General features: G+C 72.4%; 10 protein-coding genes and 1 pseudogene. 6 read left to right on the top strand and 5 right to left on the bottom strand.

All coding sequences use genetic code 11. The features are described 5' to 3' along the window. Positions 1–11: 11 nt before the first annotated feature. The 5 genes from ACFZBD_RS01880 (at position 12) to ACFZBD_RS01860 (ending at position 5458) form a co-directional block, all read left to right on the top strand. Positions 12–1622, top strand: coding sequence for a DUF2867 domain-containing protein (locus ACFZBD_RS01880; RefSeq protein WP_391133677.1), 1611 nt, complete (start codon positions 12–14; stop codon positions 1620–1622). After that, on the top strand, positions 1619–2992 hold the full coding sequence (locus ACFZBD_RS01875; RefSeq protein ID WP_391133674.1) for an FAD-binding domain-containing protein: 1374 nt from the start codon (positions 1619–1621) through the stop codon (positions 2990–2992). Before ACFZBD_RS01880 ends, ACFZBD_RS01875 begins: the two co-directional genes overlap by 4 nt. A 217-nt stretch (positions 2993–3209) precedes the next feature. Continuing rightward, positions 3210–3854, top strand: coding sequence for a fasciclin domain-containing protein (locus tag ACFZBD_RS01870; RefSeq protein WP_391133672.1), 645 nt, complete (start codon positions 3210–3212; stop codon positions 3852–3854). Between the two features lie 155 nt (positions 3855–4009). Continuing rightward, positions 4010–5086: a hypothetical protein gene (locus ACFZBD_RS01865; RefSeq protein WP_391133669.1), complete on the top strand. Its 1077-nt coding sequence runs from the start codon at positions 4010–4012 to the stop codon at positions 5084–5086. A gap of 150 nt (positions 5087–5236) precedes the next feature. Further along, the gene (locus tag ACFZBD_RS01860) at positions 5237–5458 is read left to right on the top strand and encodes a hypothetical protein (RefSeq protein WP_391133666.1); all 222 of its coding nucleotides are present in this window, start codon (positions 5237–5239) and stop codon (positions 5456–5458) included. Between the two features lie 94 nt (positions 5459–5552). On the opposite strand, the gene ACFZBD_RS01855 is transcribed toward ACFZBD_RS01860, so the two are convergent. The 5 genes from ACFZBD_RS01855 to ACFZBD_RS01835 all read right to left on the bottom strand — a co-directional run bounded on the left by ACFZBD_RS01855 (position 5553) and on the right by ACFZBD_RS01835 (position 11197). After that, a complete protein-coding gene (locus ACFZBD_RS01855) occupies positions 5553–6338 on the bottom strand; it encodes an ABC transporter permease (protein ID WP_391133663.1) in 786 nt (261 codons plus the stop codon). Further along, on the bottom strand, positions 6335–7189 hold the full coding sequence (locus ACFZBD_RS01850) for an ATP-binding cassette domain-containing protein (RefSeq protein WP_391135872.1): 855 nt from the start codon (positions 7187–7189) through the stop codon (positions 6335–6337). Before ACFZBD_RS01850 ends, ACFZBD_RS01855 begins: the two co-directional genes overlap by 4 nt. 207 nt (positions 7190–7396) lie before the next feature. Continuing rightward, positions 7397–8452: a polyprenyl synthetase family protein gene (locus tag ACFZBD_RS01845; RefSeq protein ID WP_391133660.1), complete on the bottom strand. Its 1056-nt coding sequence runs from the start codon at positions 8450–8452 to the stop codon at positions 7397–7399. Positions 8453–8743: 291 nt separating this feature from the next. Beyond that, positions 8744–9661 carry an alpha-lytic protease prodomain-containing protein gene (locus ACFZBD_RS01840; RefSeq protein ID WP_391133657.1) on the bottom strand — a complete coding sequence of 306 codons (918 nt, stop codon included), beginning with the start codon at positions 9659–9661 and terminating at the stop codon, positions 8744–8746. Between the two features lie 681 nt (positions 9662–10342). Continuing rightward, on the bottom strand, positions 10343–11197 hold the full coding sequence (locus ACFZBD_RS01835; protein ID WP_391133654.1) for a DMT family transporter: 855 nt from the start codon (positions 11195–11197) through the stop codon (positions 10343–10345). A gap of 161 nt (positions 11198–11358) precedes the next feature. On the opposite strand from ACFZBD_RS01835, the pseudogene ACFZBD_RS01830 reads away from it, so the two are divergent. After that, positions 11359–12417, top strand: a pseudogene (locus ACFZBD_RS01830) (AI-2E family transporter); the annotation flags it as partial. Positions 12418–12444: the final 27 nt, after the last annotated feature.

Genomic DNA, 12444 nt, shown 5'->3' with positions numbered 1-12444 from the left:
GCCCCCCTCGTATGGCGACGCACCCCACCACCGCACCCGACGGCCTGCGATGCCTGGTCACCGGAGCCGGCGGCTACATCGGCGGCCGCCTCGTTCCCGAACTGCTCGACGCCGGCCACCAGGTCCGCTGTCTCGCCCGTACGCCCGCCAACCTCCGCGACCACCCCTGGGCCGGCCGGGCGGAGGTGGTACGCGGTGACGTCACCGACGCCGAGAGCCTGCGCCCCGCCCTGCGGGACGTGGACGTGGCCTACTACCTGGTGCACTCCATGAGCTCCGGACGGGACTTCGAGGCGACCGACCGCCGCGCGGCGCACACCTTCGCCCAGGAGGCCCGCGCCGCCGGCGTCCGCCGCATCGTCTACCTCGGCGGCCTCACCCCGCGGGACATCCCCGACCCGGAGCTCTCGCCCCACCTGCGGTCGCGGGCCGAGGTGGGCCGGATCCTCCTGGAGTCGGGCGTGCCCACCACCGTGCTGCGCGCCGCCGTCGTCATCGGCTCCGGTTCGGCCTCCTTCGAGATGCTCCGCTACCTCACCGAACGGCTCCCCGTGATGGTGACACCCAGCTGGGTGGCGAGCCGCGTCCAGCCCATCGCCGTCCGCGACGTCCTGCGCTACCTCGTCGGCAGCGCCCGCATGCCGGACGACGTCAACCGCGCCTTCGACATCGGCGGCCCCGACATCCTCACGTACCGCGAGATGATGTTCCGCTACGCGCAGGTCGCGGGCCTGCGGCAGCGGCTCATCCTGCCCGTCCCCATGCTCACCCCCGGCCTGTCCAGCCAGTGGATCGGGCTCGTCACCCCCGTCCCCGCCGCCCTCGCCCGCCCGCTCGCGGAATCGCTGCGGTACGAGGTCGTCTGCGCCGAACACGACATCACCGCCCACGTCCCCGACCCGCCCGGGACCCCGATCTCCTTCGACCGCGCGCTCTCCCTCGCCCTCCAGCGCGTCCGGGACGCCCAGGTCACCACCCGCTGGTCCTCCGCCTCCCTCCCCGGCGCGCCCAGCGACCCGCTGCCCACCGACCCCGACTGGGCGGGCGGCAGCCTGTACACCGACGAACGCGAACGGACGGTCGCGGCGGACCCGCAGTCGCTCTGGCGGGTCATCGAGGGTGTGGGCGGCGAGAACGGCTGGTACTCCTTCCCGCTCGCCTGGGCGGTACGCGGCTGGTTCGACCGGCTCCTCGGCGGTGTCGGCCTGCGCCGCGGCCGCCGGGACGCCGAACGGCTCAGGGTCGGCGACGCGCTCGACTTCTGGCGGGTCGAGGAGATCGAGCGGGGCAGCCTGCTCCGGCTGCGGGCGGAGATGCGGCTCCCCGGCCTCGCCTGGCTGGAGATGTACGCCGAGCAGGACGACGCCGGCCGCACCCGCTACCGCCAGCGGGCCCTCTTCCACCCCCGCGGACTGGCCGGCCAGCTCTACTGGTGGAGCGTGGCACCCTTCCACGCCGTCGTCTTCGGCGGAATGGCCCGCAGCATCACCCGTACGGCGGAGAAGGGCGGCCCCGGAACGCGCGCGGCGAAGGATCCCGCCGCCACCCCGGAGCCCGCGACCACGCCCGGGACCGCCTCCGGGCCCTCGTCCGCGCGACGGCCGTCGGGAGGGACCTCGTGAACGTCTCCGTCGTCGTCTTCACCTCCGACCTCCGGCTCCACGACCACCCCCCGCTGCGGGCCGCCCTGGACAGGTCGGACGAGATCGTCCCGCTGTTCGTCCGCGACCCGGCCGTGGACCGGGCCGGCTTCGCCGCGCCCAACCGGCTCGCCTTCCTCGCCGACTGCCTGGCCGACCTCGACGCCGGTCTGCGGGAGCGGGGCGGTCGCCTCGTGGTGCGCTCCGGCGACACCGTGGACCAGGTCCTCGCCGTGGCCCGGGAGGCCGACGCGGACGAGGTCCACCTGGCGGCCGGGTGCAGCGGCTTCGCCCACCACCGGGAGGAGCGGCTGCGGCGGGCCCTGGAGGCCGACGGACGCCGTCTGCGCGTCCACGCGGGGGTGATCACGGCGCTGCCGCCCGGTGCGGTGACCCCGCTCGGCTCGGAGCACTTCGCCGTTTTCACCCCGTACTACCGCCGCTGGGCGGCGGAACGGCTGCGCACCCCGCTCACGGCCCCCCGCTCGGTCCGCGTGCCGGACGCGGTGCGCTCCGACGGGCTGCCCGAGCGCTCCGCCGTGCCGTCCGTCTCCGAGGGGCTGGTCACCGGCGGCGAGCGGGAGGGCCGCCGACGGATGACGGCCTGGCTCGCTCGTCACTCCGACGCGTACGAAGCACGCCACGACGACCTCGCGGGGGACGCGACCTCGCGCCTCTCGCCCTACCTGCACTTCGGCGCCGTGTCGGCGACGGAGGCGCTGCACCGGGCCCGCGCGAGGGGAGGAGCGGGCGCCGAGGCGTTCGTACGACAGCTGTGCTGGCGCGACTTCCACTATCAGGTGCTGTCCGCGCGGCCGGAGGTCGCCACCGAGGACTACCGGACCCGGCACGACCGCTGGCGGCGCGGCGCGGACGCCGAGGAGGACCTGCGGGCGTGGCGCGAGGGCCGGACCGGCTATCCGGTGGTGGACGCCGCCATGCGGCAGCTCGCCCACGAGGGCTGGATGCACAACCGGGCCCGACTGCTCGCCGCGTCCTTCCTGACGAAGACGCTCTACGTCGACTGGCGGGCGGGAGCGCGGCACTTCCTCGACCTCCTCGTCGACGGCGACCTCGCCAACAACCAGCTGAACTGGCAGTGGGCCGCGGGCACCGGCACGGACACCCGGCCCAACCGGATCCTCAACCCGGTCCTGCAGGCCAGGAGGTACGACCCCGCGGGGGCCTACGTCCGCCGGTGGGTGCCCGAACTCGCCGATCTGGAGACCCGGTTCGTCCACGAACCGTGGAAGCTCCCGCATCCGGAACGATCGGCCCTCGACTACCCCGAACCCCTGGTGAGCCTCGGCGACGCGCTCGCCCGCTTCCGCCACGCGCGGGACCTGGACTGACCGCCCCCGCGGGCCCCGCGCTCACGCGCCGACCGCCGATGCGGATCCGGACCCATCCGTCACGCCGTCGGCTCCGAAACACCTCCGACAACAGAGCCGCGGCAGCGGAGGGGACGAGCACGAGCCCCCGCGCACCGCGGCCGGAGCGCATCGCCACGTCCGGCCGGGGTGGTCGTGCCGCTCCCTCACCGCGCCACCACCCAGAGGGGTTCGACCCATGCACGCTCTCCGTCTCCGCCGTACCGCCGTCGCCGTCGCCGCGGCGGCTCTCCTCCCCTTCTCCCTGGCCGCCTGCACCGACTCCGGCACGGACACCGCGTCCGAGGCGGGCCCCGAGGCCTCGTCCGCGGCGCCCGGAACGCCCTCCATCGAAGCCGGCACGGCCGCCGCCGGGCCCTTCGGTCCGGCGTGCGCCTCGGTTCCCGCGGACGGCGCGGGTTCGTTCGACGGCATGGCCAAGGACCCGGTGGCCACCGCCGCCTCCCACAACCCGGCCCTGTCCACCCTGGTCTCCGCGGTCAAGCAGGCAGGCCTGGTCGACACCCTGAACAACGCCCAGGACATCACCGTGTTCGCACCCACGAACGACGCCTTCGCCAAGATCCCCAAGGCCGACCTCGACAAGGTCCTCGCCGACAAGGACATGCTGACGAAGATCCTCACTTACCACGTCGTCGGACGGAAGCTGACCCCCCAGCAGCTCGAGAACGGCTCCTTCGAGACCCTTCAGACGGGCACGCTCACCACCAAGGGCTCCGGCGAGGACTACACCGTCAACGACACCTCCCAGGTCGTCTGCGGCAACGTCCCCACCGCGAACGCCACCGTCTACATCGTCGACACGGTCCTCATGCCCAAGTAACCGGGCGGGCAGGGCGGCTCCCCGTCAATATCCGGCCGCTCCTTCCCTATTTGAAGGATTCGCCAGGGAATCGCGCACCCGGTCGTGGAGGAGTGAAGAGGAAAACCGCAGCATGGGGTGATCCTTTTCCTTCTCCACGATCCCGAGGTGTGTTCATGCGTTCTTCTTCCGGTGCCGTAGATTTTCCGCCTATCTACTGTCCACTCGAATCGGCCGTCCATCCCCGGGTCCGGGCGATCGAGGAACAGGCCGAGCGGTGGGTCCGCGACAGCGGCATGTGCGCCACGGACCAGGAGGCGGACTGGGTCGTGGCGTCCCACAGCACCGATTTCTTCGCGCGCTTCGCGCCCGTCTGTGACGACGAGCGGCTGCTCGCCACCTCGCTGTGGGTCTACTTCGGCTTCGGCTTCGACGACGCGCGCTGCGACAACGGGCCGTTGAGCTCCCGCCCGGCCGAGTTCAACGCCCTCGCCGGCCGGGTGCAGCGGGCGGCCGAGGCGCCGTCGGCCCCGGCCGGCGGGGAGCGGTTCATCAAGCCGCTGCAGCACATCATCGGCCTCTTCCGGTCGTTCGGGACGGCGGGCCAGGTGCGCCGCTTCCTCGACGCCCACCGGGCGTGGCTCTCCGGCGTCTGCTGGCAGATCGGGAACCAGGCGTCCGGCAGAATGCCGGAACTCGACGAGTACATCGCGATGCGCCTGCTCGCGTCGGGCGGCGAACCCACCTTCGCCATGCTGGAGTTGGCCACCGGAATGGAGATTCCGGACACGGAACTGCACGCCCCCGCCGTCCGCGCCCTCACCGAGATGGCGATCCTCGTCGCGGCGCTCGACAACGACCGGCACTCACTGCGCAAGGAGATGAGCCGCGGCCACACCGACCAGAACATCTACAGCGTCCTGACCCACCACCGGATGCTGCCCCTGGCCGAGGCGGTCGAGCAGGGGACGGGCATCCGCGACCGTGTCCTCACCCGCTTCATGGCGCTGCACGACCGGCTCCGGCCCCGTGCCGGCGCCGAGTTGGCGAGCTACCTCCAGGGCCTGCGGCACGGCATCCGGGGCAACGCCGAGTGGGGCCTGCACGTGCCCCGCTACGTCAGCCTGGGACGCGTCCCCGACCCGATGGAGGAGACCCCGCTGGAGTGGGCGCAGGGGCCTTCGGACGCCATCGCCGCTCCGGTGGAAGGCGCGCCCTCGATCGCCTGGTGGTGGGACGCCGACCTCGCCTGACGGAAATGCGAAAAGCCGGGTGCGGTTCTTCATAGGGTCATTCCGGGGAGCCCCCTTCGAGGGAATGCGAGCGGTTTTCGCCGGGAGTGGTCATGCGCCATTGGTACGGTTATGGCGATCGGTGTTTCCCCTGAAGTCAGAGGAGTTGCAATGTCGTTTCTTCGTCGCGCTGCGGCAGTTTCCGTACTGTCCGTCGCGGTCGCCGTGGCCGGTGTCGCGCCTTCCGCGTTCGCCGCGAGCGCCGCTCCGGTCGCGGCCCCCTTCGACGGCCCGTTCGGCGGCGGACACGGAGAGCGGCCGCTGACCTTCGGCCCGTTCGAGATTCCGCGCAACGGCCAGATCGGATTCGTCTGGGGCACGTCGAACCGCTGACCGTCCGACGCGAAAAGCCCTGGGGATGCGGTGACACCGTATCCCCAGGGCTTTTCCGCTTTTCCCTTCCGCCGGTTCCTGCCGGGCGGACGCCCTACCTTTTGAGCGTGGCCGCGCTGGCGACCAGGACACCGATGACGCACAGCAGAATGAGAAAGGCGTCACGGACGAAAAGGCCCGTCACCCCTTCGTGCGTGGCGGCCTCCGTGGCCGCCTGCACGGCGTACGTCATCGGCATGACCTGGGCCATGGCGTCCAGGACGCCGTGCATCTCCTCCCGGGGGACGAAGAGACCGCAGACGAGGAACTGGGGGAGGACGCCCGCCGGCAGGAACTGGACGGCCTGGAACTCGTTGCGCGCGAAGGCGCTCACGAGGAGGCCCAGCGCCAGGCCGAGCAGGGCCCCCAGCATGGCGATGATCATGAGGAGATAGGCAGGGCCCTTGATGTCCAGACCGAGCGGGCCGACCGAGAGCAGCGTCGACAGGACGGCCTGCAGCAAGGCCAGGAACGCGAAGGCCAGGCTGTAGCCGAAGACGATGTCCAGCCGCTGGACCGGCAGGGTCAGCAGCCGCTCGGCGGTCCCGGTGGTGCGCTCGCGCAGGGTGGAGACGGACGCGACGAGGTACATCACGATGACGGGGAAGATGCCGAAGACCTGCGGGCCGATCCGCTCGAACGACGCCTCGGCGTCGTGGAACATCAGCTTGAGCAGGACCATGAGCATGCACGGGATGGCCAGCATGAGGGCGGCGCTGCCCCGGTCCCGGGAGATCTGCTGGAGGACCCGCTGCGCCGTGGCGGTGGTGATGCTCGAAGTGAAGGGCAGCTGCCGTCCGAGGGGGCGCGGGCCCGGGGTGACGTCCCCGACGCCCCTCACCTTCGGTGCTCCGCCGCGAAGAAGGGCAGGTCCGGGTCGGGCAGGGTGTCGTCGGCCAGCAGCGGCCCGGGCACCCGCTCCGTCCCGTACGCCGGATCCTCCTCCAGGGTCCGGGACGACTGCACCAGGTGCATGAAGGCCTCCTCCACGCTGCCGCAGCCGGTGTGCAGGAGCAGGTCGTCACGGCTCGCCGACGCCAGCAGCCGGCCGTCGCGCATCAGCAGCAGCCGGTCACAGCGGTCGGCCTCGTCCATGACGTGGCTGGACACGAGCAAGGTGGTGCCCTCCTTGGCGAGGCGTTTGAAGACCAGCCACAGCTCCCGCCGCACCATGGGGTCCAGTCCGACGGTGGGCTCGTCCATCACGAGCAGGTCCGGGGTGCCCAGCAGGGCGACGGCGAGCGAGACCCGGGAGTACTGACCGCCCGAGAGCCGGGCGACCGGCTTGTCGGCGTACTCGGCCAGGTCGACCTCCTTGACCACCCGGACGACGGCGTTCTCCCGCCGCCAGCCCCGCAGCCCCAGCGCGGCCGAGAAGTACCGCAGGTTCTCCAGCACCGTCAGGTCCTGGTACACCGACGGGGCCTGGGTGACGTACCCCACCCGCGAGCTCAGGGCGCGCGACCCGGCGGGCAGCCCCAGCACCTGCGCGTGACCGGCCGTCGCGGGCTGGATTCCCACGACGGAACGCAGAAGCGTCGTCTTTCCGCACCCGCTGGGTCCCAGAAGCCCCACGATCGAACCGCGGGGAACGGTGAAACTGATGTCCTCCAACAGTGTGTGGCTGCCGCGAGCGACGTGCAGACCGTACACACTCACCGCCGGCGGACCGGAATTGCGCCGACTCCTCATGTGACTATCGCTCTGCTTCAAGGAACCACTGTCTTCGGCTCGTTACACCACTTCAGCGGCCGCGCTTTTCACGGCTACCGGAAGGGAAACCTGCGAAAGGCGCCGTAGGTTACGGAAAGTCGGCGTCCCGGACGGCCCGATTTTCCGCCCGGCGTGAAAAGCGCCGGAGGACACCGGGAAAATCCGGAACACCGGGCGGGTGACCCCTCAATGGTCGCGGTGCGTCAGCGTCATCGCGACCTGGTGGAGGCGCTGGTACGCCTCCGGTTCCGGCCGGGCGCGGGAGAGCGCCCGGAAGGCCTCGGTGAGCTGACGCCTCGCCTCCAGCTCGGTCCGCTCCCGACCCCCGGCCTCCTCGATCAGCCGGGCGGCGAGCGCGATGTCCGACTCGCCCAGCGGCTCGGTCCCGGCATAGAGCGCGGCCAGCCGCTCCGCGGCCTCCCCGCCGGCCGACAGCGCCGCCACCACCGGCAGGGACTTCTTCCGCGCCGCGAGATCCGCCCCCACGGGCTTCCCGCTGCGCTCGCTCACGCCCCAGATGCCCAACAGGTCGTCCGCACACTGGAACGCGACCCCCAGCCGACGCCCGAAGTCCCGCAGTCCGGCGACCCGTTCCGGGCCCGCCCCGGCCAGCACCCCGCCCAGCGCGCAGGCCGCGCCCATCAGGGCGCCGGTCTTGCCCTCCGCCATGACCAGGTACTCCCGAGCCACCACCGTCACGGCCTTCTCGAAGGCCACGTCCTCGCTCTGGCCGCGCATCAGATCCGCCAACGCCTCCACCACCTCCTTCGACGCGGCACCGCCCCGGGGCGCCGGCACGTCGGAGAGCGTGCGCAACGCGCACACCAGCAGCGCGTCACCGGCGAGGACCGCGGCCGGCGTGCCGTAGACCGCCCACGCGGCGGGGCGGTGCCGGCGCAGCGCGTCCCCGTCGATCACGTCGTCGTGCAACAAGGAGAAGTCGTGGACCAGTTCCACCGCGACGGCGCCCGGCACCGCGCACTCGGCGGAACCGCCCACCGCCTGCGCCGCCAGGAAGGCCAGCGCCGGACGCACCGCCTTGCCGCCCTCGTCCGCGACCTCCGTCGGGCGGCTGCCGTCGGCCTCGTGCCAGCCACGGTGGTAGCCGACGATCAGCCGCTCCGGCGGCGGGAGTTCGGCGACGGCGGCGCGCAGGGCCGGGGAGACCAGATCGCGCGCCCAGCGCATCGGAGAGGAAGGAGAGACGGTCGTTTCCCATTTCAGAGTCGTCAGACTCGACATGACACCTCCACGGCGCGCGTGAGGTGCGGACGTTCGTGAACCATGACCTCAGCCAAGTGCACCCGGACATGCAGAAACGTTCCGGACGTCCCCGGCCAAACGAAGATCACCTCCGTGGCCTAAGCGCGGGTCACGGGGGTGCGCGGGGTACGCGAAGGGCCGGCGGCCCCCGAAGGGACCGCCGGCCCGAAGTGCCCGCGAGCATTGGTGCGTCGAGCGCCGGAGCCACGAGGTCCGCCGGGCCCTGCGCGGTTCCGGCGCCGCCGGTGCGGCGGGGCCGGGCTTGTCGCGTTAGAAGACGCTCACGCCGTACGCGCCGAGGGCCTCGGTCACCGGCTGGAAGAACGTGGTCCCGCCGCTGGAGCAGTTGCCGCTGCCGCCGGAGGTGAGCCCGAGGGCGGTGCTGCCGGAGAACAGGGCGCCGCCGCTGTCGCCGGGCTCGGCGCAGACGTTGGTCTGGATCATGCCGTAGACGATGTCGCCGTTGCCGTAGTTGACGGTGGCGTTGAGGCCCGTGACCGTACCGCTCCGCAGGCCGGTGGTGCTGCCGCTGCGCTGCACGGACTGGCCCACGTAGGCGTTGCCCGCGCCGGTGATGTCGCGGTAGCTGCCGTTGTAGAGGTAGACCCGGCCGTCCGCCGCCGAGGCGTTGGAGTGCCGGATGATGCCGTAGTCGTTGGTCGGGAAGCTGGAGCCCGTCCGGGTGCCGAGGACGGTGGTGTTGGCCGAGTTGGTGTACCAGGTGCTGCCGATGTTGGTGCAGTGGCCGGCCGTCAGGGCGTAGTACGTCGAGCCGCTGCGGACGTTGAAGCCGAGCGAGCAGCGCCCGCCGCCCGCGTAGATGGCCTGGCCGCCGGCGATCAGCTTGTTCAGGGTGCCCGGCGTGCGCTTGATCTCCAGGGAGCCGGCGCGCTCGCCGGCCGCCTGCCGGAGCTTCGCGATCTCCGCGGCGGAGACGGTGGAGTCGGCGGTGAGGACGACCTTCCCGGTCGCCTGGTCGGTGTACCAGGCGGTGCCGGGCACGTCGGCCCCGCGCACGGCGGCGCCGACGGCGGTGAGTTCGGCGGTGGTGGCCCGGGTCTCCCCGGTCGTCGCCGCGGATGAGCTGGGCATGGCAAGCGCTGATGCGGCCAGGAGCGCGGAGGTCACGGCGATCAGCCGTGCGCCCTTCGCGACGCCGCCGAGGGGGGACAGGCGCTTGAGGTTCACTGCATCCTCCGGTGGGGGAGTGGGGGGCCCGCTGGGTGGGCGGGACCGTAGGGCGGGATCGGTGGCCCGGTGACGGAGGTGACCGCCATGGACCTGTCAATCTCGACGAGAGGAATCCTCGAATCCGGGTGGTCTCCGGGGCAAGGATGCGATTCGGCCGATCTACGCGCGTTCACGTGGTCCAGGAATCACGGAGCGCCATGGCGGCACGACGGGGCGGCCGTCCGGTCGGGCCGGGCGGGGGTGTGCAAACGCTTGCGGACGTTTTCTGACGCCTTCTCAGGAGGGTGCCTGGCGGTCCGCGTCGACGGCTCTCCTCCCGCACCAGGAAGCGGAGCGCGAGCTACCGTTTCGCCAGCTCAGCCGTCCCGCCGTTCCCTCCTCCCGGCCGGCGTCCCCGCCCCGCGCACGGCCGCGCCGGAGTCCCTGCCCGGCGCTCGGTGGGGGTAGCAGGCGCACAGATCGGCCGGCGCCCGGTGCCGGGGGCGGGAGCGGCAGCGGTCCGCCCCGGCCGGGAGGGAGGCGGACGCAGGGGCCAGTGGTACAGGTACCGCGGCCACCCCCATGTCGCGATCGTGCCGTTCGCCCGTACGGCCCGGCGCGGCCCGGTGTCCGGTTCCCGCCACCGGACCGCGTCATGGGCGACGCGTCCGGCGCCAGCGGAGGGGGCGTACCCGTGCCCTACGTGCTGCTGACCCCGCTGCGGGCCAGCGCGAACACGCCGAACACGATCAGGGCGACCCCCATGAGCTGGGGCACCAGCCACCAGCCCGCCCGGACGTGCTCCTCGTACAGCAGGATCCCCAGCATCAGGCTGATGGTCGCGTCCCCGAGGGTCAGCGCGGGCTGGGAGGCGACCAGCGGTCCGCCCTGCATGGCGTGTTCGAGGAGGAGGAGCGCGGCGATGCCGGTCACGCAGAAGGCGTAGGTCTGCCAGGTCGTCAGGAAGGCGGAGATGCCGCCCTCGTCGAGGATGTGCATCGACGCCTTCATCAGGGCCGCGGTCAGGGCGTAGCAGATCGCCGTCGCCGCCCCGAGGCAGCCGGCGCGGGCCCGCCCGGGGGGCCTGCGCAGACCGGCGGCGGCCAGCACCACCACCGCGGCGGCGCAGACCGCGAGCGCCGGCACCCACCGGTCGAGCTCCACATGCGTGCGGTTCCCGGAGGGCGAGGCGGCCACGAGCATCACCGCCAGCCCCCCGACGACCCCCGCCACCGCGAACCACAGTGCCTTGGGAAGCCGCTCCCGGGTCATCAGCGAGGCGATGAGCAGGGCGAGCGGCAGCTCCAGGACGAACAGCGGCTGTACGAGGGTCAGCGGCCCGGTCGCCAGCGCGGCGGCCTGGCCGATGCCGGCGGCGATCACCGCGAGGATGCCCGCCAGCCAGACCGGGCGCCGCAGCAGATCGAGGATCAGCCCGAACCGGAACCCCTCGGACTGCGGGACCTGAAGCGCGGCGCGGCGCTGCAGCACCGTGGCGAGCGCGTTGCTGAACGCCGCGAAGACCGACAACACGATCGGCAGGATGACACCCATCCCCCGATCGTCACCGCCACCGGCGGGCGGCCCGGTGGCGACACCGGTGTTCGACGGGGGTTCCTGCGGCATTCGCCCGTCCGGACGCAGCCGAGGTGTGGGCGGGGGAATGTGGGGGCGGGGGCGTGGCCCGGCGGCCTCTCGGTGGTACGTCGTCCGTCATGCAGCCAGGCACACCCTCGCCGGTGGTCCCCTTCCTCCGCACCGCCGCCGCCTACGCGTGGCGCGTGCTCGTCGTCGGGGCGCTCGTGTACGGCCTGTTCGCCGTGCTCGGGCGCTTCCACGAGATCGGCGTGGCCCTCTTCCTCGGCCTGGTGATCACCGCCATGCTGCTCCCGGTCGTCCGGCTGCTCGACCGCCGGCTGCCGCGCGCGCTGGCGGTCGCCGTCACCCTCATCGGCAGCATCGTGGTCGTCCTCGGTGTCCTCGCGCTGGTCGGCGAGGCCGTCGCGGGGGAGCGGACGACGCTTGTGCGCGAGTTCCGGGACGGCGTCGGCCGGATCGAGCACTGGCTGGAGCAGCCGCCCTTCCGGCTGAACCCGAACGCGCTGTCGGACGTACAGGCCCGGATCGAGCAGTTCCTGTCGAGCCACCGCTCGACGCTGGTCAGCAAGGCGCTGAGCGGGGCGACCCGACTGGTGGAGGTCTTCACGGCGCTGGCCCTCGCGCTGTTCAGTTCGGTGTTCTTCCTCCATTCGGGGGGCCGGCAGTGGGCGTGGTTCCAGGGACAGTTGCCCCGGTCCGTCCGCGCCAGGACCGACACCGGGGGCCGTGCCGCCTGGCGGACCTTCACCGGGTACACGCACGGCATCGTCCTCGTCGCCGCGACGAACGCCGTTCTCGTCGGCATCGCGCTCTGGCTCCTCGGGGTGCCGCTGGCCGTTCCGCTGGCGCTGCTCGAGTTCATGGCGGCCTTCGTCCCGCTGATCGGCTCGCCCGTCGCCCTCGCGATCGCCGCCGTCGTGGCCCTGGCCTCGAAGGGTCCGCTGGTGGCGGGCATCGTGATCGCGCTGATCGTCGTCATCGGGCAGATCGAGGGACACCTGCTGCACCCGCTCGTGATGAGCTGGGCCGTGCGGCTGCACCCGCTGGTGGTGGCGATCTCGGTGATCGCCGGCTCGATCGCCGCCGGCATCGTGGGGGCCGTGGTGGCGGTACCGCTCGTGTCGGTGGTCTGGTCGGTCTACACGGCGCTGCGTCCCGACGCCGGCGGCGGAGGAGCCGGCGCGGCGGGCAAGGACGGGCCG

The sequence above is a fragment of the Streptomyces sp. NPDC008121 genome, assembly GCF_042957155.1.
GTDB lineage: Bacteria > Actinomycetota > Actinomycetes > Streptomycetales > Streptomycetaceae > Streptomyces.
The sequence above is the reverse complement of the archived record's forward strand: the minus strand, read 5'-3'. Positions and strand labels throughout refer to the sequence as shown.